A 25512-nucleotide genomic window follows, 5' to 3' on the forward strand; every position below is an offset into this window, starting at 1 on the left:
CCGAGATCTCCGGAGCACCTCGTGCTGACCGAATGGCTGATGGTCGCGCTCGGGGTGCTCTTGACCGCCGGGACCGCCGTGTTCGTCGCGAGCGAGTTCTCCCTCGTCACCCTCGACCCCGCCGTCGTCGACGCCGACGGTGCCAACGGTGGCGGCCCCGACCGCCGCGACCGATCCGTCCGCGCAGGGCTCAAGCACCTGTCCACGGAGCTGTCCTCCGCGCAGGTCGGCATCACGATCACGACGATCCTGCTCGGCTACACGGCCCAGCCGGCGCTCACCGCCCTCGTCTCCGGGCCGCTGGAGAGCACGGCACTGAGCGTCGGTGTCGGCAGCGTCCTCGCGGGCGTGATCGCCCTCATCCTGGTCAACGCCTTCTCGATGCTCTTCGGCGAGCTGATCCCGAAGAACTTCGCGCTCTCGACGCCCTACGCCACGGCTCGGGTCGCGGTACCGGCGCAGCGCCAGTTCACCAAGGTCTTCCGGCCGTTGATCGGGGTGCTCAACGGCTCGGCGAACGCACTCCTGCGACGCGTGGGCGTCGAGCCGCGGGAGGAGCTCTCGGGCGCCCGGTCCGCGACCGAGCTGGCGGCGCTCGTGCGCCGGTCGGCGGAGGAGGGGACGCTCGACGTGTCGGTCGCCACGCTCCTGACCAACACGATCGACCTCGACGAGCTGACCGCCGTGGACGTGATGACCGACCGCATGCGGATGGTCGTGATGACCCGCGACGACACGGCCGCCGACGTCGTGGCCGCCGCCCGACGGACGGGCCACTCGCGCTTCCCGGTGATCGGCGAGGACCGCGACGACGTCGTCGGGCTCGTGCACCTGCGTCGTGCCGTCGCCGTGCCCTACGAGCGTCGCGACGACGTCCCGGCGGCCGCGCTGATGGTCGACGCGCCGCGGGTCCCGGACACCGTCGGCGTCGGCCCGCTCCTCGTCGAGCTCCGAGGCTTCGGTCTGCAGATGGCCGTGGTGGTCGACGAGTACGGGGGAACGTCGGGTGTGGTCACTCTCGAGGACGTCGTCGAAGAGCTTGTCGGCGACGTCGCCGACGAGCACGACGCACGGCGCTCCGGCGTCGTCCGTGCGACCGACGGGACCTGGATCGTCCCCGGGGTCCTGCGCCCCGACGAGCTGAAGGAGACGACCCGAGTCGTGGTACCCGACGAGAACGCCTACGAGACGCTGGGCGGTCTCGTCATGGAGAGGCTCGGACGCGTGCCGCGGGTCGGCGACGAGGTCGACGAGGCCGGAGTGCTCCTGCGGGTCGAGGCGATGGACGGGCGACGGGTCGAGAGACTGCGCGTCACCCCCGCACCGGTGCCTGAGGAGGACGGATCATGAGCACCGGTGTCGCGATCACGATCGGGGTCCTCCTGCTGGCGGGCAACGCCTTCTTCGTCGGTGCCGAGTTCGCGGTCCTCTCCGCACGCCGTGCCTCGATCGAGCCCTTGGCCGCCGCCGGCAGCCGCCGGGCGAAGACCGTTCTGTGGGCCATGGAGCACGTGTCGTTGATGCTGGCCTGCGCACAGCTCGGCGTCACGGTCTGCTCGACCGGTCTCGGCATCGTGGCGGAGCCCGCTCTCGCACATGTGATCGAGAAGCCGCTCGCGGCGATCGGGGTCGGTGAGGCCTGGGTGCACCCGATCGCGTTCGTCCTCGCGCTGGGCATCGTCGTCTACCTGCACGTGGTGCTCGGCGAGATGGTCCCGAAGAACCTCGCCGTCGCCTCGCCCGAGAAGGCCGTGCTCTGGTTCGGCCCGCCGCTCGTGATGATCGGCCGCGTCGTCGCGCCGATCATCGTCGCGCTGAACTGGGTCGCGAACCACGTGGTCCGGCTGGCCGGCGTCGAGCCGAAGGACGAGGTCGCCTCCACGTTCACCGCGGAGGAGGTCCAGTCGATCGTGCAGCACTCGCGGGACGAGGGCGTCCTCCAGGACCAGCAGGGTCTTCTCGCGGGGGCGATCGAGTTCTCCGAGCGGACCGCGGCCGACGTCATGGTCCCCGTGGACGAGCTCGTCCGGGTCGCGGAGGGGTGCACCCCCGCGGATGTCGAGCGCATGGTCGCCAGGACGGGCTACTCGCGATTCCCGGTCGAGGACGCGCGCGGCGAGATCGTCGGATATCTGCACGTCAAGGACGTCCTGTACGCGGTCGACGACGCACGGCTGGCCCCGATCCCGGGATGGCGCGTCCGCGCGCTGGCCACCTCGACGCCGGACGCCGAGGTCGAGGACACGCTCCGTGCGATGCAGCGCTCCGGTGCCCACCTGGCCCGGGTCGACGCGGTCGGCGGGGTCCAGGGCGTGGTGTTCCTGGAGGACATCCTCGAGGAGCTCGTCGGCGAGGTTCGCGACGCGATGCAGCGGGGTCGTCACGGGTCGTCCGGATCTCGGCAGTGACCCGGTGGTGACCGCATTTCGAGACGTCGCGGGCGCCTGACGCACCGTTGAACAAGGTGTGACGCAGGTCTCTGGCGCGGTTCGTCGGCGGCCTGTGGACGAGACTTGGCTTCCCCGTGGCTATTGGTTAGTGTTCCCGCCAGATGGGCCCGCAGGGTCGCCAACGAGGTCGAGAGCGACACCGTCGCGAGGGGAGGTGAGGCGTGACCGCCAACGTGGACTCACGGACCGCACTTCCCACCCGACGCGAGCTGCGTGAGGCGCAGGGAGCGACCCGTTCTCGGAGGGCGCCGGCCTCGCAGGCCGCCCCCGCAGCACCGGCACGTCGCTCGACGGAGCCTTCCCGGTCCCGGACCGCGCAGCGCGCCCCGCTCTCGCAGAACCACCGGTGGGCGTCACGGGCCGTCGTGCTCTCGACGCTCGCCGCCGCCACCATTGCCATGCCGCTCACGAGCGGGAGCGGTGAGGGCTCCGCGAGCGCCGCACCGTTCAGCGGCGATCGAGGACCGAGCACGCTCGACGTCGTCAAGGCGGGGTCGTCGTCCGCCGGGACCTCGCAGTTCGTGGCTGCCGCGCCCCGTTCGGCGTCGACCAGCGCGAGCCGTTCGGTCGAGCGCGAGATCCTCCCCGGGTGCGACGCCGACGTCCGGCCGGCGGGGACCAACGGGAACCTCAGCGATCACGGCCTCTGCGACCTCTGGGACGACGGTGACCGGCTCCGGTCGGACGCGGCCGTGGCGCTCGCCGCGATGAACGAGGCGTTCACGGCAAAGTTCGGGCGGAACATCTGTCTCGTCGCGAGCTACCGGACGTTGAGCGAGCAGTACACGCTCGCCTACACGCGCGCCGGCTTCGCCGCGCGTCCGGGGACGTCGATGCACGGCTGGGGGCTCGCGATCGACCTCTGCGGCGAGGAGACCTCGAACAGCGAGATCTACGGCTGGATCAGGGAGAACTCGGAGACCTACGGCTGGGAGAACCCGGACTGGGCCCAGGCCGGCGGGTCGGGGGCGTACGAGCCGTGGCACTTCGAGTTCGCCGCCGGCGTCGCGGAGATGGGCGGCTAGCTACTCCCGTCGCGGAGCGTGGAGTTCTCGCCGAAGTCCTGGCGGTACTGAGGTCCGTCGGCGTCGAGCTGCCGCAGATGGTCGGCGGCCCAGGACGCGTAGGGGCGACAGGCGAGCGACTCGTTGCCGAACCGGACGTCGTCGGTGATCTCGGTGGTGCAGAACTGCGGGATCTCGAGGTCGGTCACGGGACCCGACCGCTCGCACTCGGCGATCACCAGCGGGTGGTTCGCGCCGCCGAACTCGTCGACGACCCACCCGTCCTCGCCGAGCCAGACGGCGTAGCGGTTCTTGACGATCCGGCGGCCCCTGCGGCGCACCATCTCGAGGCCGACGAGGACGTCGAGCTCGCGCTCCGCCTCGTACCGGGTGCCGCCGGCGGTCGGCCCCTTGGCGGTGAGGGTGCAGAAGTCGATGGCCTCCGCGTGCTCGGCCAGGACCTCGAGCGGGTCCGACGTGCTGTCGAGGACGGCTCCCGTCGAGGTCGCCTGGACGCGGACGCGGAGCGCGTATCCCTCGTCGGCGAGGAAGTAGCTCTGGACGACGAGGGAGGGGGTGACGTCGGCGACGAGGTCGCGGGGTACGTGCCGGAGGAGGAATCTGCGCTCGAACTCGAAGTCGCCGTACCCGGTGTCCGTCACGCTGGCTCCTCGCGCTCGGGAGCCGGCCCGGCCGGTGCCGGCTCGGTGTGCGGTGCTCTGCACGATGCTGTGCTGCGGGTGCCCTCGATAGGATTCGAACCTACGACCTTCCGCTCCGGAGGCGGACGCTCTATCCACTGAGCTACGAGGGCCTGCGTCCCGGGGGACGCGATGGATGACGATACCAGTTCTTGGAGGTCGCCCATGACCACGGGCTCGGGACGGATACGATTTGCAGGTGACACCTGACGAGCTCTCCCGCGCCCTCGGCGCCGCCCTGCATGCTGCCGTCGCCGACGGTTCCCTCGACCTCCCCGCCGACGCGGTGCCCGACACGGTGCACGTCGAGCGACCTCGTCAGCGTGAGCACGGCGACTGGGCGACGAACGTCGCCCTCCAGCTCGGCAAGAAGGCGGGGACGACGCCACGTGCCCTCGCCGAGGACCTGGCCCGGCGACTGGTCGAGACCGAGGGGGTCAGGTCGGCCGACGTCGCGGGCCCCGGCTTCTTGAACATCACCCTGGACGCAGCGGCCGCCGGCGAGCTCGCCCGGACGGTCGTCGCCGCCGGGGCGTCCTACGGGCGCGGCGACGCCGAGGCGGGCAAGCGGGTGAACCTCGAGTTCGTCTCCGCGAACCCGACGGGCCCCATCCACATCGGAGGCGTCCGTTGGGCCGCCGTCGGGGACTCGTTGGCGCGGGTGCTCGAGGCGTCGGGCGCCGACGTGACGCGGGAGTACTACTTCAACGACCACGGTGCGCAGATCGACCGCTTCGCCCGCTCGCTCCTGGCCCGCGCCAAGGGGGAGGAGGCTCCCGAGGACGGGTACGGCGGCCAGTACATCTCCGACATCGCCGATGCCGTGATCGCCGACTGCGTCGCGGCGGGCGACCCCGACCCGCGGACGCTCGACGACGCCGCGGCGCAGGAGGTCTTCCGGTCGCGCGGGGTCGACCGGATGTTCGGCGAGATCAAGGCGTCGCTGCACGACTTCGGTGTCGACTTCGACGTCTACTTCCACGAGGACCACCTGCACGAGACGGGGGCGGTCGACCGCGCGGTCGCGCGGCTGCGTGAGGCCGGCCACGTCTACGAGGCCGACGGCGCGACCTGGCTGCGCACCACCGAGTTCGGGGACGACAAGGACCGGGTGATCATCAAGTCCGACGGTGACGCCGCGTACATCGCGGGCGACATCGCGTACTACCTCGACAAGCGCGAGCGTGGCGCGGACGACGTCATCATCATGCTGGGGGCCGACCACCACGGGTACGTCGCCCGCATGATGGCCGTCTGCGCGGCCTTCGGCGACACCCCCGAGAAGAACCTGCAGATCCTCATCGGGCAGATGGTGAACCTCGTCAAGGACGGGGACGCCGTGCGGATGTCCAAGCGCGCCGGCACGGTCGTGACGCTCGAGGACCTGGTCGAGGCCGTCGGGGTCGACGCCGCGCGGTACTCGCTGGCCCGCTCCTCGGTGGACTCGAGCATCGACCTCGACCTCGACCTGCTGGCGCGGTCCACCAACGAGAACCCCGTGTACTACGTCCAGTACGCCCACGCCCGGACCGTCAACGTGGCGCGCAACGCCGCGTCGCACGGGGTGGCCCGCCTCACGGAGGACGGCGCCGAGGCGTTCGACCCGTCGCTGCTGGACCAGCCGACCGAGGCCGCCCTGCTCGGGCGCCTGACCGAGTTCCCCCGGATCGTCGCGCAGGCGGCGGAGCTGCGCGAGCCGCACCGCGTCGCCCGCTACCTGGAGGCCCTCGCAGGCGACTACCACAAGTGGTACGGCGAGTGCCGCGTGACCCCGCTCGGCGAGGAACCCGTCACCGACACGCACCGGACCCGGCTGTGGCTCAACGACGCGACGCGCCAGGTGCTCGCGAACGGCCTCGGCCTGCTCGGCGTCAGCGCCCCGGAGCGCATGTGAGCGCGCTCGGCGGGACCCCGGTCCTGCGGGAGACCGCGCCCGGCCACGTGTGGCCGGTCGGGACGAGCCTGACCGACGACGGCGCGCTCGTGCTCGGGGGCGCCGACGTCCGCGAGATCGCCCAGGTGCACGGCACCCCCTGCTTCGTGCTCGACGAGCTCACGTTCAGACAGCGAGCGCGTATGTTCGTCGGTGCGTTCGAGCAGGCGTTCGGCGCGATCGGCAGCAGTGTCGACGTCTACTACGCCGGAAAGTCGTTCCTGTCCGTCGCCGTCGCCCGGTGGGCGCGCGAGGAAGGGCTTCGCGTCGACACGTGCACGGGCGGCGAGCTCGCCGTCGCGCTGCGTGCCGACGTCCCCGGCGCGGAGATCGGTCTGCACGGCAACAACAAGTCCGACGACGAGATCGCCCGGGCGATCGAGGCGCGGGTCGGCCGCATCGTCCTCGACTCGCCGGCCGAGATCGAGCGGGTGGCGCGTCTCGCCGCGATCGCCGGGCGCGACGAGACCGACCCGGTCCCCGTCATGGTGCGCGTGACGACCGGCATCCACGCCGGCGGCCACGAGTTCATCTCGACGGCCCACGAGGACCAGAAGTTCGGCGTCCCGCTCGCGGGTGGTGCGGCGCTCGCGACGCTCGAGGCGGTGCTCGCGCACCCGGCGCTCGAGCTGCTGGGCGCCCACAGCCACATCGGCTCGCAGATCCAGGACGCGGCTGCGTTCGAGGCCGCCGCACGGGCGATGCTCGGACTGCGCGCCGACCTCGCACGGTCGAGCGGGGTCCTGGTGCCCGAGCTCGACCTCGGCGGCGGCTACGGCATCGCGTACACGCCTGAGGACGTGCCGATCGACGTCGACGGGGTGGCCCGTGCGCTCGCCGCCACGGTGCGCGACGCGTGCGCCGAGCTCGGGACGAGCGTCCCGCGCATCTCCATCGAACCCGGTCGTTCGATCGTCGGTCCTGCCGGCGTCACGCTCTACTCCGTGGGTGTCGTCAAGGCGGTCACGGTCGGTGGCGCGTCCGACGACGAGACCGCCGTCCGGACGTACGTCTCGGTGGACGGGGGCATGAGCGACAACATCCGGCCGGCCCTCTACGGCGCGCGCTACCTCGGTCGTCTCGCCAACCGCCCGGGCGACGACGCCTCGCTGCGTGCGCGCGTCGTCGGCAAGCACTGCGAGAGCGGCGACATCGTGCTCCCCGACGTCGAGCTGCCGGCCGACGTGACCCCGGGCGACCTGATCGCGGTCCCGGCGACGGGCGCCTACGGGCGGTCGATGGCGAGCAACTACAACCATGTCCTCCGGCCGCCCGTGATCGGCGTGAAGGACGGAGAGATGCGTGTGCTCGTGCGCCGCGAGACGGAGGACGACCTGCTCGCGCTCGACCTCGGCTGACGCCAGACCTCGCGCGGGTGACCACGGTTCGGGCAGAATCTGGACGCGGTGGGGGCGAGCACTATCCTGGGTGCGCGGTGACCGCCGCCCGACGCCAACCCTGATCGAGAGCTGGTACTTCGTGTCTTCCCCCTCGTCCACCGACCGTCGTCCACTGCGCGTGGCCCTGCTCGGCTGCGGGGTCGTGGGGTCGCAGGTAGCGCGGATGCTGACCGAGCATGCCGCGGACCTGGCGGCTCGCGCCGGCGCGCCGCTCGAGCTCGTCGGCGTGGCAGTCCGTGACGTGACCGTCCCGCGCGAGGGCGTCGACCCGGCGCTGCTCACGACGGACGCGGGGCCGCTCGTCGACGCCGCCGACATCGTCGTCGAGGTGATGGGCGGGGACGAGCCCGCGCGCGGGCTGATGCTCCGCGCGATCGCCGGCGGCGCTGCCGTCGTCACGGCGAACAAGGCGCTCCTCGCGTCGGACGGTCCGGCGCTCTACGCCGCCGCCGACGAGGCCGGTGTCGACATCTACTTCGAGGCCGCCGTCGCCGGTGCGATTCCGATCGTGCGGCCCGTGCGGGAGTCTCTCGCGGGGGACCACGTGCGCAAGGTGCTCGGGATCGTCAACGGGACCACGAACTACGTCCTCGACCAGATGTCGACGACGGGCCTGGGCCTCGACGAGGCTGTCGCGCAGGCCCAGCAGCTGGGGTACGCGGAGGCCGACCCGACCGCTGACGTCGGCGGGCACGACGCCGCGGCGAAGGCCGCCATCCTTGCCAGCCTCGCCTTCCACACCCGGGTGACGCTCGACGACGTCGCGTGCGAGGGAATCACGTCGATCACGGCCGACGACGTGGCCTGGGCGGCGAAGACGGGCCACGTCGTCAAGCTCCTGGCGATCGCCGAACGGACCCCCGACGGGGTCTCGGCCCGCGTGCACCCGGCGCTCGTGCCCGCCGACCACCCGCTGGCCGGTGTGCGGGGCGCGTTCAACGCGGTGTTCGTCGAGGCCGAGGCCGCCGGCGACCTCATGTTCTACGGCCAGGGGGCGGGGGGCGCGCCGACGGCGTCGGCGGTCCTCGGCGACGTCGTCTCCGCCGCGCGGCACCGTGTCCTCGGGGGCAAGGGCCCCGAGGAGTCGACCTATGCCGCCCTTCCCGTCGTCCCGGCGTCGTCGGCGATCACGCGCTACCAGGTCCGCCTGCTCGTGGTCGACCGTCCCGGGGTCCTGGCACAGGTCGCGCACCTGCTCGCCGACCAGGGCGTCTCCATCGAGGCCGTGCGGCAGGCGCCGTCGGACCGTCCGGCCGGCGTCGACGAGCCGAGCGGGCTCGCCCACCTGATCATCACCACCCACACGGCGACGGAGGCTGCCCTCGCGGGGACGGTCGAGGCTGTCGCCGCGCTGGATCCCGTCCGGGAGATCACGTCCGTCCTGAGAGTCGAGGGAGCCTGATGGCCCACCAGTGGCGCGGCGTCATCGCCGAGTACGCCGATCGTCTGCCCGCGCACCTGCTCGAGCGCACCGTCACGCTCGGCGAGGGCGGGACACCGCTCGTCGAGGCGCCGGTGCTCTCCGGGCGGACCGGTGCTCGCGTGTTCCTCAAGGTCGAGGGGATGAACCCCACCGCGTCGTTCAAGGACCGTGGCATGACGGCCGCGATGTCGGCGGCGGCCGCGCGCGGCGCGGAGGCGGTCGTCTGTGCCTCCACCGGCAACACCTCCGCGTCGGCGGCGGCGTACGCGACGCGCGCCGGGATGGTCTGTGCGGTGCTCGTGCCCGACGGCAAGATCGCCATGGGCAAGCTCAGTCAGGCGATCGCGCACGGGGCCAGGCTGCTCCAGGTCGACGGGAACTTCGACGACTGTCTGGTCGCCGCGCGCAAGCTGGCCGACAGCTACGCCGTCGAGCTCGTGAACTCGGTGAACCCGGACCGGATCGAGGGGCAGAAGACCGCTGCGTTCGAGATCGTCGACGCGCTGGGCGACGCCCCCGACATCCACGTCCTGCCGGTCGGCAACGCCGGCAACATCACGGCGTACTGGAAGGGCTTCCGTGAGTACGCGGGGCAGGGTGACCCGGGCGCTCCCGGTGCGGACCTGCCGGCGGTCGCGAAGCGGACACCCGCGATGTGGGGCTTCCAGGCCGCCGGTGCGGCACCGATCGTGCTCGGGCACCCGGTGACGGAGCCCGAGACCGTCGCGACGGCCATCCGGATCGGCAACCCGGCGTCCTGGGCGCAGGCGGAGGCCGCGCGCGACGAGTCCGGCGGTGTCATCGAGTCGGTGACGGACGAGCAGATCCTCGCGGCGCACCGTGTCCTGTCCGCCGAGGCGGGCGTGTTCGTGGAGCCGGGATCGGCCGCGAGCGTCGCCGGTCTCCTCTCGCGTGCCGAGCGTGGGCTCGTGCCCGCCGGGGCGACGGTCACCGTGACCGTCACCGGCCACGGGCTGAAGGACCCGCAGTGGGCCCTGCGCACCCCGGACGGCGCGGACGTCGAGCCGACCCGCGTCGGGGCCGACGTCGTGTCCATCGCCGACGCGCTCGGGCTCTGACGGAGGACAGCATGCGTCTCGGTTCCGACCACGTACGCGTCAGGGTCCCGGCGACGAGCGCGAACCTCGGCCCGGGGTTCGACGCGCTCGGGCTCGCCCTCGGGATCTACGACGACCTCGAGGTGCGGGCGATCGCCCGGCCTGAGGTCGTCGTCGAGGTCGAGGGCGAGGGGGCCGGAGAGGTTCCGACCGACGAGACGCACCTCGTCGTCCGTGCGCTCCAGGCCGCGGTCGAGGTCGCCGGTGCGCCCCTGACGGGCCTGCACGTGCGCTGCGTCAACCGCATCCCGCACGGCCGCGGACTGGGGTCGTCGGCGGCCGCCGTCGTCGCGGGGATCACCGCGGCACGAGCGCTCGTCGAGGACCCGGACGTCCTCTCGGACGAGGTGACGCTCGAGCTGGCCACGGAGTTCGAGGGGCACCCCGACAACGCTGCCCCCGCCGTCCTGGGTGGGGCCACGGTCGCGTGGCGCGCCGCGCGAGGGCCCCGGGCGATCCCGCTCGCGGTGCATGCCGACGTCGTCCCGACCGTCGTGGTGCCGACGCACCGTCTCGCCACCTCGCGCGCACGGGGGGTCCTGCCGGCTCAGGTCCCGCACGCGGACGCCGCGCTGAACGCGGGGCGTGCCGCGCTGCTCACCGCAGCGCTCTCCGTGCGGCCCGACCTCCTGCTCGAGGCGACGGAGGACCGGCTCCACCAGCAGTATCGGGCCGAGGTCATGTCTGCGTCGTACGAGCTGGTCCGGGGCCTGCGCGACGCCGGGCACGCGGCGACCATCTCGGGCGCCGGGCCGACGGTGCTGATCCTCGCGACCGCGTCGGACGGCGCCAGGATCGCCCATGACCTGCGAGAACTCGTCGACGATCAGACCTGGCGGGTGCTGACCCCCGGGATCGACCACGGGGGAGTGCACGCGACGCGCGTCACACGACGGGGTTCCGCCGTCTCGCAGTGATAGCATGAGCGAAGTTGTCGACCATCTCGTGGTCTACCGAGCCCGAATCTCGGGACATCTGCGCTCGGCGTGGAGCGTCTTCCGCGGGCCGACAGCTTCCGCCCGCACCGCCTTGCCTGATCATGGCTCGTGATGCGTGGCTCGACACACCACCCCGGCCGTCCAGCGCCGGGCGACCACCCACCGCCCCGCCGTGTCATCGGTCGGGCGTACCCGAGGGGGAAGGGTCCTTCGTGACAGACACCACCGAAACGGCCGCGCCGACCGGCGGCAGCCAGAACTCCCGCGCGCTGGGGTCCCTCCGCATCCCCGAGCTGCAGGCCATCGCGTCGCAGATGGGCGTGAAGGGGACCTCCAAGATGCGCAAGAGCGACCTGGTCGCCGCCATCTCCTCGCACGGCGGCTCCTCGCCGAGCGCTCCGAAGCGCGCACCGAAGTCGGCACCCACGGCGGCTCCTGCCGTGGGTGACGAGACGGGCGGCGCGCCGGCCGCGGACGCACCGCAGAAGCGCTCCCGTGCGCCGCGCGGCGACGCCGCGAGCGCCGTGGCGGCAGCGCTCTCCGAGACGACCGGTGCCCGTGCCGGCGCCGTGGACGAGCGCGTCTCGAAGTCCGACGACCGCGCCCAGCGTGCCGCTCAGGCGGCCCGTTCGGTCGAGGGGGTCGGCGACGAGGGATCGCGTCGCAAGACGGCGAAGGACGACCGGGACGGCTCGCGTGCCAAGGGTGACGCGCAGAAGTCGGAGAAGTCGAAGAACGACGCTGCGCGCACCGACAGGCAGCACGGTGGCGACGCGGGCCGCGGGCAGGACCAGAAGTCCGACGGCGGTCAGCAGGGCGGCGGCCAGAGCTCCCGTCAGGGAGAGCGCCAGAACGACCGCCAGGGAGACCGTCAGGGCGACGGACGCAACCAGGACGAGGGCCGGGGGAGCCGTCGGCGCCGCGGTCGTGACCGTGGTCGCGACCGCAAGCGGAGCCGTCCCCGGGGCCCGGGCGCGGACATCGCCAGTCTCGACGAGGTCGAGCTGCAGGAGGACGACGTCCTGCTGCCGGTCGCGGGAATCCTCGACATCATGGACAACTACGCGTTCGTCCGGACCTCGGGCTACCTGCCGGGCAACAGCGACGTCTACGTCTCGCTCGGCCAGGTGAAGAAGTCGGGCCTGCGGCGCGGTGACGCGGTGACCGGTGCGGTCCGCCAGCCCCGTGACGGTGAGACCCCGAGCCAGGGCAACTCGCGGATCAACAAGTTCAACGCGCTGGTACGCCTCGACACGATCAACGGCATGCCCCCGGAGCAGGCGCGCCAGCGCGCCGACTTCGGCAAGCTCACGCCGCTGTACCCGCAGGAGCGTCTGCGCCTCGAGAACACCGAGGCCACGCGTCTGACCCCGCGCATCATCGACATCGTCGCGCCGATCGGCAAGGGGCAGCGCGGTCTCATCGTGGCTCCGCCGAAGGCGGGCAAGACGATCATCATGCAGCAGATCGCCAACGCGATCACGACGAACAACCCTGAGGTCCATCTCATGGTCGTCCTGGTCGACGAGCGGCCTGAAGAGGTCACCGACATGGAGCGGACCGTCAAGGGCGAGGTCATCGCCTCGACCTTCGACCGTCCGGCGTCGGACCACACGATCGTCGCCGAGCTGGCGATCGAGCGGGCGAAGCGCCTGGTCGAGCTGGGCCAGGACGTCGTCGTGCTGCTCGACTCGTTGACGCGTCTGTCGCGCGCCTACAACCTGGCGGCACCGGCGTCGGGCCGGATCCTCTCGGGTGGTGTCGACGCCTCGGCGCTCTACCCGCCCAAGCGGTTCTTCGGCGCGGCCCGGAACATCGAGAACGGCGGGTCCCTGACGATCCTGGCCTCGGCGCTGGTCGAGACGGGGTCGAAGATGGACGAGGTCATCTTCGAGGAGTTCAAGGGGACCGGGAACATGGAGCTGCGGCTCTCCCGCAACCTCGCGGACAAGCGGATCTTCCCCGCCGTGGACGTCAACGCCTCCGGCACGCGGCGTGAAGAGGTCCTCCTCAGCCGCGACGAGCTCGGCATCGTCTACAAGCTGCGTCGCGTCATGGGCGCGCTCGACCAGCAGCAGGCCATCGAGCTGCTCCTGGGCAAGCTCAAGGACACCAGCTCGAACGTCGAGTTCCTGCTGCAGGTCCAGAAGACCACCCCGGCGAACTTCGCCGACGGCGACCAGCCGGGTCGCACGGTCTGACCGGTCCGCGCGGGGGACGGGATGATTCCCGGCCCCCGCGCGGTTCTGGCACAATGTAACCGGCTTCCGGTTCACGGCTGCGGCATTCGCAGGCGACCCGGAGCATCCACACAAGGAGAGATTCGTGAAGGCTGACATCCACCCCGAGTACGTGGTGACCGAGGTGTCCTGCACCTGTGGCAACACCTTTGTCACGCGCAGCACCGAGACGTCCGGCAAGATCAACGCCGACGTCTGCAGCGAGTGCCACCCGTTCTACACGGGCAAGCAGAAGATCCTCGACACCGGTGGCCGTGTGGCACGGTTCGAGGCGCGCTACGGCAAGCGCAACAAGTAGTTCTCCCGACGACGCCGGCGGCGTCGGCCGCGACAACCTCTCTAGGGGCAGTCTGCAGGCCGCGCCGTCGGCGTCGTCTTTGTCTGACCACCCACCGATAGCTCTCGAAGGGCACGCCCCGTGACCGAGCAGTTTGCCGCCGTCCACCCGATGCTGGCCGAGCACGCCGAGATCGAGCAGCAGCTCGCCGACCCGTCGGTGCACGCCGACGCCGGGCGGGCCCGGTCCCTGGGCCGCCGGTACGCCGAGCTCAACCAGGTCGTCGGTGCCTACCGCGCATGGCGCGAGGCCTCCGACGACGCCGAGGCGGCCGAGGAGCTCGCCGCAGAGGACGAGGCCTTCGCCGCCGAGCTGCCCGGGCTGCAGGAGGCCGCCGCCGCCGCGTCCGAGCGCCTGCGTCGTGTCCTCGTGCCGCGTGACCCGGACGACGGGCGAGACATCATCCTCGAGATCAAGGCCGGCGAGGGCGGCGCCGAGTCGGCGCTCTTCGCGGGGGACCTCCTGCGGATGTACCTGAGATACGCGGAACGGCGGGGCTGGTCGACGGAGATCATCGAGTCGACGGATGCCGAGCTCGGAGGCGTCAAGGACGTCCAGGTCGCGGTGAAGTCCCGCGGGAACGTGGCGCCCGAGGACGGTGCGTGGGCGAACCTCAAGTACGAGGGCGGGGTGCACCGTGTCCAGCGGGTGCCGGTCACGGAGTCACAGGGACGGATCCACACCTCGGCCGTCGGAGTGCTCGTGTTCCCGGAGGTCGAGGACGTCACCGAGGTCGAGATCGACCAGAACGACCTGCGGATCGACGTGTACCGCTCCTCGGGGCCCGGCGGGCAGTCGGTGAACACCACCGACTCCGCGGTACGCATCACCCACGTCCCGACGGGGATCGTCGTCTCGATGCAGAACGAGAAGTCGCAGTTGCAGAACAGGGAGCAGGCGATGCGCGTCCTCCGCGCCCGGCTCCTCGCGGCGCAGCAGGAGGCCGCGGCCTCCGAGGCTGCCGACATCCGCCGGTCGCAGGTCCGGACGGTCGACCGCTCCGAGCGGATCCGCACCTACAACTACCCCGAGAACCGGATCGCCGACCACCGGACGGGCTACAAGGCGTACAACCTGGACCACGTGCTCGACGGAGATCTCGAGCCGGTCGTCCGGTCGGCGATCGAGGCGGACGAGGCCGCTCGGCTCGCAGGCGCGGGCTCATGACGGGCGCGGACGTACTCGTCCGCGACGCCGTCGACCGCTTCGACCGTGCCGGGATCGCGTCGCCGCGTGCGGACGCCGAGCTGCTGCTCGCCTTCCTCCTCGACGTGCCGCGGTCCGAGGTGGTGCGCCGCGTGCTGCTCGGCAGCGAGGTGCCCGAGGAGCTCCGGGGCCGGTGGGACGCGCTCGTCGTGCGCCGTGCCGCGCGTGTCCCGCTGCAGCACCTGACGGGACGGGCGGCCTTCCGGCACGTCGATCTCGAGGTGGGTGCCGGCGTCTTCGTGCCCCGACCGGAGACGGAGGTCGTCGCCGGCGAGGCGATCGACGCCGCCCTGCGGGTGACCGGCCGCGCAGAGATCGTCGTCGTCGACCTCTGCACGGGCTCGGGTGCCATCGCCCTCGCTGTGGCCGACGAGGTTCCCTCCGCCACCGTTCACGCGGTCGAGCTCGACCAGGGGGCGTACGGGTTCGCGCGACGCAACGTCGCCGCGCAGGGCGACTCCGTCCGGCTCGTCCGCGGTGACGCACGGACCGCGTTCGCCGACCTGGACGGCAGCGTCGACGTCGTCGTCTCCAACCCGCCGTACGTCCCGTCCGACGCCGTCCCCAAGGATCCCGAGGTGGCCCGGCACGACCCAGGTGTCGCGTTGTACGGGCTCGGTACGGACGGCTTCGAGGTCCCGCGGGGGATCACCGCCGTGGCAGCCAGGCTGCTGCGGCCCGGGGGAGTGTTCGTGATGGAGCACGCCGAGGTGCAGGCCGACCTCGCGCGGCGGACGGCTGCCGACGCCGGACTCGTCGACGTCCGGACGCTCGCCGACCTCACGGGCCGCCCGCGCGCTGTCGTAGCACGACAGCCGGACGTGAAAGACTGACGCGCGTGGTGAAACTGCACGATGCACGCTCGGAGAACTCCTGGGGCCCTGCGATCGACGAGGCGGTCAACGCGCTCGGACGTGGTGGCCTCGTCGTCCTGCCCACGGACACGGTCTACGGGATCGGCGCCGACGCCTTCGACGCGGACGCCGTCGCCGCCCTCCTTGCCGCCAAGGGCCGAGGACGGCAGATGCCGCCGCCCGTCCTCGTGCCGGACGCCCGGACGCTCGACGGCCTGGCCGTCGACGTCCCGCCCGGTGTCCGTGACCTGGTCGAGGCGTTCTGGCCCGGCGGACTGACGATCATCTGCCGCGCCCAGCCCTCGCTCGCGTGGGACCTCGGGGAGACGCAGGGAACGGTCGCACTGCGGATGCCCGACCACCCGGCCGCGCTCGCACTGCTGCGCCGCACCGGGCCGCTGGCCGTCTCGAGCGCCAACCGGACGGGCAGCCCGGCCACCTCGACCGCCGCGGACGCGGCCGAACAGCTCGGCGACGCGGTCGCGGTCTACCTCGACGGCGGGCAGGCCCCCGGCGGCGTGGCCTCCACCATCGTGGACGCGACGGCACCCACCCTGCGGATCGTCCGGCAGGGGGCCATCGGCCGGGAGCAGCTCGAGGCCGTCACGGAGATCGAACCACCGGTGGAGGCCGGCCCGTGAGGGTCTACCTCCTCATCATGCTGGTGGCGGCCACCGCCACTTTCCTGCTGACCCCGTTCTCCCGGTGGGTCGCGCTGCGCAGCGGCGCGATGACGGCAGTGCGTGAGCGCGACGTCCACACGGTCCCCACGCCACGACTCGGCGGCCTGGGCATGACGCTCGGGTTCGCGATCGCCGTGATCTTCGCGAGCACGATGCCCTTTCTCGACGGCGTCTTCGCGGAGCGGCAGGCCTGGGCGGTGGTCGGTGGCGCGCTGCTGGTGTGCGCGCTCGGGATCGCGGACGACATCTGGGACCTCGACTGGATGGCCAAGCTCGCCGGGCAGGCGCTCGCCGCCTGCTTCATGGCCCTCGGGGGGGTCCAGCTCATCACCCTGCCGATCGGCGGACTGACGATGACGTCGCCCGCCGTCTCGCTCTTCGTCACGGTCCTCGTCGTCGTGATCGCGATGAACGCGGTGAACTTCGTGGACGGCCTCGACGGCCTCGCGGCCGGGATGATCGCGATCGGCGGCTCCGCGTTCTTCCTCTACACCTACCTCTTGACCGTGCAGTCGAGCGCCTCGGACTACTCCGACCTCGCGACGCTGATCATGGCGGCGCTCGTCGGGATCTGCGTCGGGTTCCTGCCCCACAACTTCCACCGCGCGCGGATCTTCATGGGCGACTCCGGGTCGATGGTGCTCGGGCTCATCATCGCCGCCGCGGGCATCGTCGTGACCGGCAACATCGACCCGGCCGTCCCGAGCGCCGCGGCGTTCCCGGCCTTCATCCCGCTCCTCCTGCCGGTCGCGGTGCTCCTGCTGCCCCTGCTGGACATGACGATGGCGGTCCTGCGTCGTCTCGCCCAGGGGCACAGCCCGTTCCACCCTGACCGTCTCCACCTGCACCACCGCATGCTCGCCCTCGGGCACTCGCACCGGCGGGCGGTGCTGATCCTCTACGTGTGGACGGCCGTGTTCGCCTTCGGGACCGCGGCGCTCGTGGTGTGGCCCTGGCGGTGGGTGCTGCTCGGCACCGCCGTCGCCGCCGTCGGGGCGCTCGTGGTCACGCTCGGCCCGCTCCGCACCCGTGGCCGATTCCTCGACGACGCCCCTGAAGTCCCTGCACCCTCGCCCAGCACAGCCGGAGATCACCGATGAACACGACCCCAGCGCCCTCGTCCGGGGCCTCCGCCCCGAGCTCTGCCCGCCGCGTCTTCCGGGCAGCACTCCGCGACGTCCTCGTCATGCTCGCCGGCCTTACCGTGCTCGGAGTCGCGGTGGGAGCCCTCGTCGCGGGGCTCCCCGGGGTCTGGGGTGCGCTGCTCGGCGTCGGTGTCGCGGTGATCTTCTCGGTGACGACCGTCTGGACGATGTATCGGACGGCGGACTCGACGCCGACCACGATGGCGGCGGTCGTGATGGGCGGGTGGCTCGTCAAGATGGTGCTGGTCGTCGTCGCGCTCGTCGCACTGCGACAGGCGGAGTTCTACGACAAGTACGTGTTCGCGGTCGTGCTGCTGGTCGGGGCGGTCGCCTCGGCGTACGTCGACTACCGCGCCGTCGAGCGCGGCCGTGTGCCCTACGTGGAGCCCTCGGAGGGCGACGGGACAACCGGACCGACGGGCGCGAGCTGATGCCGGCCGGCGCCCCGCACCCGTGGCCCCGGGGCCATGGGACGCAGATTCCGGGTGCGCGTTCATTTTCACAAGAACGATGCGTTAGGCTTACCCCGAATCCATGACGGCAAGGTCCATCGGTGTGCCCCCTCAAGAGTGGTACGCCAGACCCAGACCCCTGGGAGTCCCCCCTGTTTACGCTTGCGGCCCCCCTGACCGTCGTCGCGTCCGCTGAGGGCGAAGGCGGCGGCTTCCACGCCCCGTCGATTACCGACTTCTTCCCGCCCGCGATCTTCTTCGAGGGCACGATCTTCGAGTTCAACCGGGTCATGCTGATCCGGGTCATCATGACGATCCTGCTGCTCGCGATCTTCGTCATCGCGGCACGGCGCGCCAAGCTAGTCCCCGGACGGTTCCAGAACGCGATCGAGATGATCCTGGACTTCGTCCGGATCAACATCGTCGGCGAGATCATGGGTGAGGAGCGCGGGCGTCGCTACGTCCCGATGATCACGGTGATCTTCCTGACCGTGCTCACGTTCAACATCTCGGGTGTGATCCCGTTCATGAACCTCGCGGGAACGGCGCTGATCGGGCTCCCGGTCATGCTGGCGCTCTGGGTCTTCGTGACCTACTGGGTCGCGGGAATCCGGAAGCACGGTTTCGGCGGGTACCTCAAGGCCAACCTGTTCCCCCCGGGTGTGCCGAAGCCGATCTACGTCATCGTGGCGCCGATCGAGCTCCTGCAGATCCTCATCATCCGGCCCGCGTCGCTCGCGATCCGACTCATGGCGAACATGGTCGCCGGGCACATCATGCTCGTGCTCTGCTTCTCGGCCACCAGCTACTTCTTGTTCGAGGCCGCTCCGGCACTGAAGGCCTTCGGCGTCCTCACGTTCGCCGGCGGCTTCGCCTTCACACTCTTCGAGCTCCTCGTCGCCGCACTGCAGGCGTACATCTTCGGCCTCCTGGCCTCGGTGTACATCAACCTGTCGCTCGACGAAGAACACTGACACAGGGGCCTCGACGAGGCCCTCGCACCCCCGCTGAAAACACGAGACGACGGACCGCCCGGTCTGTCGCCCAACGGAAGGAACGATCGTGGACGTCACCACTCTCGCTGAGGTCACCGGCAACATCGGGACTGTGGGCTACGGCCTCGCAGCAATCGGCCCGGGCATCGGCCTCGGCATCCTCATCGGCAAGACGATCGAGGGTATGGCTCGTCAGCCCGAGGCTGCCGGTCAGCTTCGCGCGACGATGTTCCTCGGCGTCGCGTTCGTCGAGCTCCTCGCGCTGCTCGGCATCGTCGCCGGCTTCCTCTTCGTCTGATGCCGACGGTGCACAGCGCCGTTCTCGCGGCGGAGGACTCCGCAGTCGAAGGTATCGATCTGCTGATCCCAGCGTGGTACGACATCATCTGGTCGTCCGTCGTGCTGGTCATCATCGCGATCGTCTTCTACAAGTACATCCTGCCGAAGTTCCAGGCGGTACTCGACGAGCGGACCGAGAAGATCGAGGGCGGGCTCGCCCAGGCAGAGACGGCCCAGGCCGAGGCCGCTGCGGCGCTGGAGGAGTACCACCAGCAGCTGCAGGAGGCTCGGACCGAGGCCGCGAAGATCCGCGAGGAGGCACGGGCCGAGGGCTCGGCCATCGTCGCGGAGCTGCGCACCAAGGCTCAGGACGACGCCACGCGCATCCTCGAGACGGCTCACCGACAGGTCGAGGCCGAGCGCCAGCAGGCGTCGATCTCGCTCCGCGCGGACGTCGGATCGCTCGCCACGGAGCTCGCGTCCAAGATCGTCGGGGAGTCTCTGGAGGACCACGCGCGTCAGTCGCGTGTCGTCGACCGTTTCCTCGCCGACCTCGAGTCGGAGAACACGGCAGGCGTCGGCAGCAACGGTCAGGAGGGCTGATGCGCGGGACGAGCGGAGCATCGCTGGAGCAGGCACGGGAGCTCTTCGAGCCGATCCTGCGGGACGCGGGCGCCGAGGCGCTCGAGCTCGGACGGCAGCTCTACACGGTCGTCGGCGCGCTCGACGGTTCCGCGACGCTCCGTCGGTCCCTCACTGACCCTTCGCGTTCCGGCGAGGACAAGGCGGCGCTCGTCGCCGGCGTCCTCGGCGGCTTCGACGGACGCGTCGTCGACCTCGTCTCCGGTCTGGCGCGTTCGCGCTGGTCCGAGGCGGTCGACCTGGCGGACGCTCTGGAGCGGCTGGCGGTGGACGCGGTTCTCGCCTCGGCCGAGTCGCGCGGTGCGCTCGAGACCGTCGAGGACGAGTTGTTCACGCTCGGACGCGGTCTGGACGGTTCCCGCGAGGCACGGCAGGCCTTGTCTGACGACAGTGTCGCGCCGGAGCGTCGTGTCGCCCTCGTCGCCGAGGTGCTGCACGGCACCGCGGACGAGGTGACGGCATTCCTCGCAGAGCAGGGCACGCGTGCCCTGCGTGGTCGCCGCTACCCGCAGGTGCTGCGCTGGCTCGGAGAGGTCGCGGCCGAACGTCGTGGCCGGCTCGTCGCCAGCGTGACCGCGGCGGTCCCGTTGACGACGGAGCAGCAGGAACGAATTTCGGCCGCACTGGAGAGCGCGTACGGGCGCGCCGTCCAGATCAATGTGTCCATCGATCCGGAGGTCCTCGGCGGCCTCCGGGTTCAGGTCGGTGCCGATGTCATCGATTCGACGATCGTCGCCCGCCTTGCCGACGCACGCCGTCGGCTCGCCGGCTGACCAGGGCATTGGCTCCGGCCGGTGCACGACCATGAACTTCGACCGCGAGAAGCGGCCACGACAGGAGATAGAGAATGGCTGAGCTGACGATCCGGCCGGAGGAGATCCGGTCCGCGCTGGACAGCTTCGTAAAGTCTTACGAGCCGGAAGGTGCCGTTGCAGAAGAGGTGGGCCGTGTCGCCATGGCCGCCGACGGCATCGCCCAGGTTGAGGGCCTTCCGGGCGCTATGGCGAACGAACTGCTCAAGTTCGAGGACGGGACTCTCGGCCTCGCACTGAACCTCGACGTACGCCAGATCGGTGTCGTCATCCTCGGTGAGTTCACCGGGATCGAGGAGGGGCAGGAGGTTCGCCGGACGGGCGAGGTCCTCTCGGTCCCCGTCGGTGACAACTACCTCGGCCGTGTGGTCGACCCGCTCGGCGACCCGATCGACGGGCTCGGCGAGATCGAGGCGGAGGGCCGTCGCGCCCTCGAGCTCCAGGCGCCCGGCGTCATGGACCGCAAGTCGGTCGACGAGCCGCTGCAGACCGGCATCAAGGCGATCGACTCGATGATCCCCGTCGGCCGTGGCCAGCGTCAGCTCATCATCGGTGACCGCCAGACCGGCAAGACGGCGATCGCGATCGACACGATCATCAACCAGAAGGCCAACTGGGACTCGGGCGACCCCGACAAGCAGGTTCGCTGCATCTACGTCGCCGTGGGCCAGAAGGGCTCGACCATCGCCTCGGTGCGTGGGGCGCTCGAAGAGGCCGGCGCGCTGGAGTACACGACGATCGTCGCTGCTCCGGCCTCCGACCCGGCGGGCTTCAAGTACCTCGCCCCGTACACCGGTTCGGCCATCGGGCAGCACTGGATGTACGCCGGCAAGCACGTCCTGGTCATCTTCGACGACCTGTCGAAGCAGGCCGACGCGTACCGCGCCGTGTCGCTGCTCCTGCGTCGCCCGCCGGGCCGCGAGGCGTACCCCGGTGACGTCTTCTACCTGCACTCCCGTCTGCTCGAGCGTTGTGCAAAGCTGTCGGACGCGCTGGGCGGCGGTTCGATGACCGGTCTGCCGATCATCGAGACGAAGGCCAACGACGTCTCGGCGTTCATCCCGACCAACGTCATCTCGATCACCGACGGTCAGATCTTCTTGCAGTCCGACCTCTTCAACGCCGACCAGCGTCCCGCGGTCGACGTGGGTATCTCGGTCTCGCGTGTCGGTGGTGCCGCACAGGTCAAGGCCATGAAGAAGGTCTCGGGAACGCTCAAGCTCGAGCTCGCGCAGTTCCGGTCGCTCGAGGCGTTCGCGATGTTCGCCTCGGACCTGGACGCGTCCTCGCGTGGTCAGCTGGCACGTGGTGCCGTGCTGATGGAGCTCCTCAAGCAGGGGCAGTACACGCCGTACCCCGTCGAGGACCAGGTCGTCTCGATCTGGGCCGGCACCAACGGCCACCTGGACGACGTGCCTGTCGAGGACGTGCGCCGGTTCGAGTCGGAATACCTCGACCACCTGCGCCGGTCGACCAGCGTCCTCACGGACATCGCGAGCACCGGAAAGCTCGAGGACTCGACCACGGAGGCGCTCGTCGCCTCGATCGACGAGTTCCGCCAGGGCTTCCTGAAGGCTGACGGCTCACCTCTGATCGGTGGAGACGCCGACGACGAGTCGGTCCAGGTCGAGCAGGAGCAGATCGTTCGCCAGAAGAAGGCCTGACGATGGCCGGGGCACAACGCGTCTACAAGCAGCGGATCAAGTCGACGCAGTCGCTGAAGAAGATGTTCCGTGCGCAGGAGCTGATCGCCGCGTCTCGGATCGGCAAGGCTCGTGAGCGGACGGCTGCGGCCGAACCGTACGCGACCGCGATCACCACGGCCGTCTCGGCCGTGGCGACGCACACGTCGGACTCCCACCCGCTGACGTCGGAGCGGACGGACACCCAGCGGGTCGCCGTCCTCGTCGTGGCCTCGGACCGTGGAATGGCCGGCGCCTACTCGGCGTCGATCATCCGCGAGGCCGAGCGTCTGATCGCTCGTCTCCAGGAGGCCGGCAAGGAGGTCTCTCTGTACGTCGCAGGCCGACGTGCGGAGTCGTACTTCCGGTTCCGTGGGCGTGAGCTCGCCGGGACGTGGACCGAGGGTTCCGACTCACCGTCGTCCGAGACGGCCGGGGAGATCTCGTCGACGCTCCTCAACGCCTTCCTCGCTCCGGCGGAGGAGGGCGGCGTCGCCGAGATGCACGTCGTGTACACGCAGTTCGTCAGCATGGTGTCGCAGGTTCCGCGCGTCGTCCGGATGCTTCCTCTGGAGGTCGTCGAGGGCGTCGTCGAGCCGGGAGACGACGACGTGCTGCCGCTCTACGACTTCGAACCGTCGGCGGAGTCCGTCCTCGACGCGCTCCTGCCGCGCTACGTCCGGAGCAGGATCTTCTCGTTCCTCCTTGAGGCCGCCGCGTCGGAGCTCGCCGCACGTCAGCGGGCGATGCACACGGCCGTCGACAACGCGGAGGACCTGGTGCGCAACTACACGCGCCTTGCCAACCAGGCTCGACAGAGTGAGATCACCCAGGAGATCTCCGAGATCGTCTCGGGCGCGGACGCGCTCGCATCATGACCACCCAGACAAGCATCGAACGTGCCGGAGTCATCTCCGGCCCTGTGAAGCGAGGCCAGAAATGACCGCCATCACCGCGGAAGCCCAGGTCGAGCACACGAGCGGCCCCGGAACGGGCCGTGTCGCACGTGTGATCGGCCCTGTCGTCGACATCGAGTTCCCCGAGGACGCGATTCCCGACATCTACAACGCACTGACCGTCGAGATCGACCTGTCGGGCGAGGGTGCGGACGCAGCGCCGTTCACCCTCAAGCTCGAGGTCGCCCAGCACCTGGGTGACTCGCTCGTGCGTGCGATCGCTCTGAAGCCGACCGACGGACTCGTCCGCGGCGCCGTCGTCACCGACACCGGTGAGCAGATCACCGTGCCGGTCGGCGACGTCACGCGCGGCCACGTCTTCGACGTCACGGGGGAGGTGCTGAACCTCAAGGAGGGCGAGAAGCTCGAGATCGAAGAGCGTTGGCCCATCCACCGCAAGCCGCCGGCATTCGACCAGCTCGAGTCGAAGACGCAGATGTTCGAGACCGGCATCAAGGTCATCGACCTGCTGACGCCCTACGTCCAGGGTGGAAAGATCGGCCTCTTCGGTGGTGCGGGCGTCGGCAAGACGGTCCTCATCCAGGAGATGATCCAGCGCGTCGCCCAGAACCACGGCGGTGTCTCCGTGTTCGCCGGTGTCGGGGAGCGTACCCGTGAGGGCAACGACCTCATCGTCGAGATGGAGGAGGCAGGTGTCTTCGACAAGACGGCCCTCGTCTTCGGCCAGATGGACGAGCCGCCGGGCACGCGTCTTCGCGTCGCTCTCTCGGCACTGACGATGGCGGAGTACTTCCGCGACGTGAAGAAGCAGGACGTCCTGCTCTTCATCGACAACATCTTCCGCTTCACGCAGGCGGGCTCCGAGGTGTCGACGCTGCTCGGGCGCATGCCGTCCGCGGTGGGCTACCAGCCGAACCTCGCCGACGAGATGGGTCTCCTCCAGGAGCGCATCACGTCGACGCGTGGTCACTCGATCACCTCCCTGCAGGCGATCTACGTGCCGGCCGACGACTACACCGACCCCGCGCCGGCGACGACGTTCGCCCACCTCGACGCGACCACCGAGCTCTCCCGTGAGATCGCGTCGAAGGGCCTCTACCCGGCCGTCGACCCGCTCACGTCGAGCTCGCGCATCCTCGACCCGCGGTACGTGGGCCAGGCGCACTACGAGACCGCGACCCGCGTGAAGTCGATCCTGCAGCGCAACAAGGAGCTGCAGGACATCATCGCGATCCTCGGTGTCGACGAGCTGTCGGAGGAGGACAAGACGGTCGTGGCGCGTGCACGCCGCATCCAGCAGTTCCTCTCGCAGAACACCTACATGGCCGAGAAGTTCACCGGTGTCGTCGGCTCGACGGTTCCGCTCTCGGAGACCATCGAGGCGTTCACGAAGATCGCGGACGGCGAGTTCGACCACATCGCCGAGCAGGCGTTCTACAACATCGGTGGCCTCGAGGACCTCGAGCGCAACTGGGCCAAGATCCAGAAGGAGTACGGGAACTGATCCCGACGGTGCTCACGCGCATGCCGCGTGGGCACCGTAGTCCCATCCTCTCGAGTCCAGGAACAAGGAGTTCGCTGTGGCACATCTAAACGTCGACATCGTCGCCACCGACCGCAAGATCTGGTCCGGCGTCGCGCGGGGCGTCACCGCGCCCGCTTCCGAGGGTGAGGTCGGCATCCGTGTCGGTCACGCACCGCTCCTGGCCAGCCTGCGTGCGGGTCGCGTCGTCATCACGCCGGTCGAGGGCGCGCCGGTGTCGGGCACGGTGACCGGCGGATTCCTCTCCGTCGACGCGGACCAGGTGACGATCGTGGCCGACCAGGTCGAGGTCCACCGCGGCGAGAAGGTTCGCTGAGGTCCACCTGATGACGGGCCTCGCGTGGATCGGTGTCGGGATCGTCTGTGCGGTGATCCTGCTGATCGTCCTCGCGGTGGTCCGTCTTCGTGGTCTCAACCACCGGGTCGGGTCGTTCTCCTGCGCCGTGCAGATGGGCGTCGCCACCGGTGGGCGCCCCCGCGCGGGGGTGGCCGTCTACGGTGCCGGTCGCATCGACTGGTGGCGCTGCTGGTCGGTCTCGTTCCGCCCGGGCAGGTCCTGGCGGCGCGACGAGATCGTCGTCCGTGGACGCGAGCTCGTCGATGCGTCGGACCCCGCGAGCGACTACCGTGTCACCTGCTCCTGCCGCGGCGAGGAGCTCGAACTTTTCATGGCCCCGGACGCGTACACCGGGTTCGCCTCCTGGATGGAGGCGGCCCCGCCCAGCCTCCGGGGTGTCGTCGTCTAGGTCCCGGCGCTG

The 25512-nt window shown here is 70.6% G+C and carries 25 protein-coding genes and 1 tRNA gene; 24 read left to right on the forward strand and 2 right to left on the reverse strand.

Annotation, left to right across the window (positions count from 1 at the left end):
* The first annotated feature begins 21 nt into the window (after positions 1 to 21).
* The 3 genes from Q343_RS0108595 to Q343_RS0108605 all read left to right on the forward strand — a co-directional run bounded on the left by Q343_RS0108595 (position 22) and on the right by Q343_RS0108605 (position 3475).
* On the forward strand, positions 22 to 1350 hold the full coding sequence (locus Q343_RS0108595; RefSeq protein ID WP_211248987.1) for a hemolysin family protein: 1329 nt from the start codon (positions 22 to 24) through the stop codon (positions 1348 to 1350).
* A complete protein-coding gene (locus Q343_RS0108600) occupies positions 1347 to 2408 on the forward strand; it encodes a hemolysin family protein (protein WP_029253175.1) in 1062 nt (353 codons plus the stop codon). Before Q343_RS0108595 ends, Q343_RS0108600 begins: the two co-directional genes overlap by 4 nt.
* 203 nt (positions 2409 to 2611) lie before the next feature.
* Complete coding sequence (locus Q343_RS0108605; protein WP_052367028.1) at positions 2612 to 3475, forward strand: M15 family metallopeptidase; 864 nt, start codon at positions 2612 to 2614, stop codon at positions 3473 to 3475.
* Here Q343_RS0108605 and Q343_RS0108610 read toward each other — a convergent pair.
* Positions 3472 to 4116, reverse strand: a complete 645-nt coding sequence (locus Q343_RS0108610) for a CYTH domain-containing protein (RefSeq protein ID WP_029253177.1) — start codon at positions 4114 to 4116, stop codon at positions 3472 to 3474. The two genes, Q343_RS0108605 and Q343_RS0108610, sit on opposite strands and share 4 nt — an antisense overlap.
* Before the next feature lie 79 nt (positions 4117 to 4195).
* Positions 4196 to 4268, reverse strand: a tRNA-Arg gene (locus Q343_RS0108615).
* A gap of 86 nt (positions 4269 to 4354) precedes the next feature.
* On the opposite strand from Q343_RS0108615, the gene argS reads away from it, so the two are divergent.
* The 21 genes from argS (at position 4355) to Q343_RS0108720 (ending at position 25500) form a co-directional block, all read left to right on the forward strand.
* Positions 4355 to 6049: an arginine--tRNA ligase gene (gene argS / locus Q343_RS0108620; RefSeq protein WP_029253178.1), complete on the forward strand. Its 1695-nt coding sequence runs from the start codon at positions 4355 to 4357 to the stop codon at positions 6047 to 6049.
* The gene (lysA, locus tag Q343_RS0108625; RefSeq protein WP_428829343.1) at positions 6046 to 7446 is read left to right on the forward strand and encodes a diaminopimelate decarboxylase; all 1401 of its coding nucleotides are present in this window, start codon (positions 6046 to 6048) and stop codon (positions 7444 to 7446) included. Before argS ends, lysA begins: the two co-directional genes overlap by 4 nt.
* A 121-nt stretch (positions 7447 to 7567) precedes the next feature.
* Entirely contained in the window at positions 7568 to 8890 is a 1323-nt protein-coding gene (locus tag Q343_RS0108630; protein ID WP_029253180.1) for a homoserine dehydrogenase, read from the forward strand.
* Positions 8890 to 9990: a threonine synthase gene (gene thrC, locus Q343_RS0108635; protein WP_029253181.1), complete on the forward strand. Its 1101-nt coding sequence runs from the start codon at positions 8890 to 8892 to the stop codon at positions 9988 to 9990. The genes Q343_RS0108630 and thrC overlap by 1 nt, the downstream gene beginning before the upstream one ends.
* An 11-nt stretch (positions 9991 to 10001) precedes the next feature.
* Complete coding sequence (gene thrB, locus Q343_RS0108640) at positions 10002 to 10946, forward strand: homoserine kinase (RefSeq protein WP_043109807.1); 945 nt, start codon at positions 10002 to 10004, stop codon at positions 10944 to 10946.
* 233 nt (positions 10947 to 11179) lie between these two features.
* On the forward strand, positions 11180 to 13168 hold the full coding sequence (gene rho / locus Q343_RS0108645; RefSeq protein WP_029253183.1) for a transcription termination factor Rho: 1989 nt from the start codon (positions 11180 to 11182) through the stop codon (positions 13166 to 13168).
* 124 nt (positions 13169 to 13292) lie between these two features.
* Positions 13293 to 13505, forward strand: coding sequence for a 50S ribosomal protein L31 (gene rpmE / locus Q343_RS0108650; protein WP_029253184.1), 213 nt, complete (start codon positions 13293 to 13295; stop codon positions 13503 to 13505).
* 120 nt (positions 13506 to 13625) lie between these two features.
* A complete protein-coding gene (prfA, locus tag Q343_RS0108655) occupies positions 13626 to 14711 on the forward strand; it encodes a peptide chain release factor 1 (RefSeq protein WP_029253185.1) in 1086 nt (361 codons plus the stop codon).
* On the forward strand, positions 14708 to 15583 hold the full coding sequence (gene prmC / locus Q343_RS0108660; RefSeq protein WP_029253186.1) for a peptide chain release factor N(5)-glutamine methyltransferase: 876 nt from the start codon (positions 14708 to 14710) through the stop codon (positions 15581 to 15583). The genes prfA and prmC overlap by 4 nt, the downstream gene beginning before the upstream one ends.
* Before the next feature lie 5 nt (positions 15584 to 15588).
* Positions 15589 to 16245, forward strand: a complete 657-nt coding sequence (locus Q343_RS0108665; protein ID WP_155990686.1) for an L-threonylcarbamoyladenylate synthase — start codon at positions 15589 to 15591, stop codon at positions 16243 to 16245.
* Positions 16242 to 17387 (forward strand): MraY family glycosyltransferase, encoded by a 1146-nt coding sequence (locus tag Q343_RS0108670; RefSeq protein ID WP_052367029.1) that lies wholly within the window; start codon positions 16242 to 16244, stop codon positions 17385 to 17387. The genes Q343_RS0108665 and Q343_RS0108670 overlap by 4 nt, the downstream gene beginning before the upstream one ends.
* Complete coding sequence (locus Q343_RS0108675; protein ID WP_043109809.1) at positions 17384 to 17863, forward strand: Cg1360 family ATP-synthase-associated protein; 480 nt, start codon at positions 17384 to 17386, stop codon at positions 17861 to 17863. Before Q343_RS0108670 ends, Q343_RS0108675 begins: the two co-directional genes overlap by 4 nt.
* Before the next feature lie 122 nt (positions 17864 to 17985).
* Positions 17986 to 18858 carry a F0F1 ATP synthase subunit A gene (gene atpB, locus Q343_RS0108680; RefSeq protein WP_248616788.1) on the forward strand — a complete coding sequence of 291 codons (873 nt, stop codon included), beginning with the start codon at positions 17986 to 17988 and terminating at the stop codon, positions 18856 to 18858.
* A gap of 88 nt (positions 18859 to 18946) precedes the next feature.
* A complete protein-coding gene (locus tag Q343_RS0108685) occupies positions 18947 to 19177 on the forward strand; it encodes an ATP synthase F0 subunit C (protein WP_029253191.1) in 231 nt (76 codons plus the stop codon).
* Positions 19177 to 19761: a F0F1 ATP synthase subunit B gene (locus Q343_RS0108690; RefSeq protein WP_043109811.1), complete on the forward strand. Its 585-nt coding sequence runs from the start codon at positions 19177 to 19179 to the stop codon at positions 19759 to 19761. Before Q343_RS0108685 ends, Q343_RS0108690 begins: the two co-directional genes overlap by 1 nt.
* Complete coding sequence (locus Q343_RS0108695) at positions 19761 to 20573, forward strand: F0F1 ATP synthase subunit delta (protein WP_029253193.1); 813 nt, start codon at positions 19761 to 19763, stop codon at positions 20571 to 20573. Before Q343_RS0108690 ends, Q343_RS0108695 begins: the two co-directional genes overlap by 1 nt.
* 74 nt (positions 20574 to 20647) lie before the next feature.
* On the forward strand, positions 20648 to 22276 hold the full coding sequence (atpA, locus tag Q343_RS0108700; RefSeq protein ID WP_029253194.1) for a F0F1 ATP synthase subunit alpha: 1629 nt from the start codon (positions 20648 to 20650) through the stop codon (positions 22274 to 22276).
* Positions 22277 to 22278: 2 nt separating this feature from the next.
* Positions 22279 to 23172 carry a F0F1 ATP synthase subunit gamma gene (locus tag Q343_RS0108705; RefSeq protein ID WP_029253195.1) on the forward strand — a complete coding sequence of 298 codons (894 nt, stop codon included), beginning with the start codon at positions 22279 to 22281 and terminating at the stop codon, positions 23170 to 23172.
* 61 nt (positions 23173 to 23233) lie between these two features.
* Complete coding sequence (gene atpD, locus Q343_RS0108710) at positions 23234 to 24715, forward strand: F0F1 ATP synthase subunit beta (protein WP_029253196.1); 1482 nt, start codon at positions 23234 to 23236, stop codon at positions 24713 to 24715.
* Between the two features lie 76 nt (positions 24716 to 24791).
* Positions 24792 to 25070, forward strand: coding sequence for a F0F1 ATP synthase subunit epsilon (locus Q343_RS0108715; protein ID WP_029253197.1), 279 nt, complete (start codon positions 24792 to 24794; stop codon positions 25068 to 25070).
* Between the two features lie 10 nt (positions 25071 to 25080).
* A complete protein-coding gene (locus Q343_RS0108720) occupies positions 25081 to 25500 on the forward strand; it encodes a DUF2550 domain-containing protein (protein WP_029253198.1) in 420 nt (139 codons plus the stop codon).
* The last annotated feature ends 12 nt before the right edge of the window (positions 25501 to 25512 follow it).

This window comes from Paraoerskovia marina DSM 21750, from assembly GCF_000701465.1.
Classification (GTDB): domain Bacteria; phylum Actinomycetota; class Actinomycetes; order Actinomycetales; family Cellulomonadaceae; genus Paraoerskovia; species Paraoerskovia marina.

What these genes read in the sequence shown, in the direction of transcription:
- Q343_RS0108600 (WP_029253175.1), top strand. Translation starts at nt 1,347, where the DNA reads ATGAGCACCGGTGTCGCGATCACGATCGGGGTCCTCCTGCTGGCGGGC.
- thrC (WP_029253181.1), top strand. Translation starts at nt 8,890, where the DNA reads ATGGCCCACCAGTGGCGCGGCGTCATCGCCGAGTACGCCGATCGTCTG.
- thrB (WP_043109807.1), top strand. Translation starts at nt 10,002, where the DNA reads ATGCGTCTCGGTTCCGACCACGTACGCGTCAGGGTCCCGGCGACGAGC.
- prmC (WP_029253186.1), top strand. Translation starts at nt 14,708, where the DNA reads ATGACGGGCGCGGACGTACTCGTCCGCGACGCCGTCGACCGCTTCGAC.
- Q343_RS0108675 (WP_043109809.1), top strand. Translation starts at nt 17,384, where the DNA reads ATGAACACGACCCCAGCGCCCTCGTCCGGGGCCTCCGCCCCGAGCTCT.
- Q343_RS0108690 (WP_043109811.1), top strand. Translation starts at nt 19,177, where the DNA reads ATGCCGACGGTGCACAGCGCCGTTCTCGCGGCGGAGGACTCCGCAGTC.
- Q343_RS0108695 (WP_029253193.1), top strand. Translation starts at nt 19,761, where the DNA reads ATGCGCGGGACGAGCGGAGCATCGCTGGAGCAGGCACGGGAGCTCTTC.
- atpA (WP_029253194.1), top strand. Translation starts at nt 20,648, where the DNA reads ATGGCTGAGCTGACGATCCGGCCGGAGGAGATCCGGTCCGCGCTGGAC.
- Q343_RS0108705 (WP_029253195.1), top strand. Translation starts at nt 22,279, where the DNA reads ATGGCCGGGGCACAACGCGTCTACAAGCAGCGGATCAAGTCGACGCAG.
- atpD (WP_029253196.1), top strand. Translation starts at nt 23,234, where the DNA reads ATGACCGCCATCACCGCGGAAGCCCAGGTCGAGCACACGAGCGGCCCC.
- Q343_RS0108720 (WP_029253198.1), top strand. Translation starts at nt 25,081, where the DNA reads ATGACGGGCCTCGCGTGGATCGGTGTCGGGATCGTCTGTGCGGTGATC.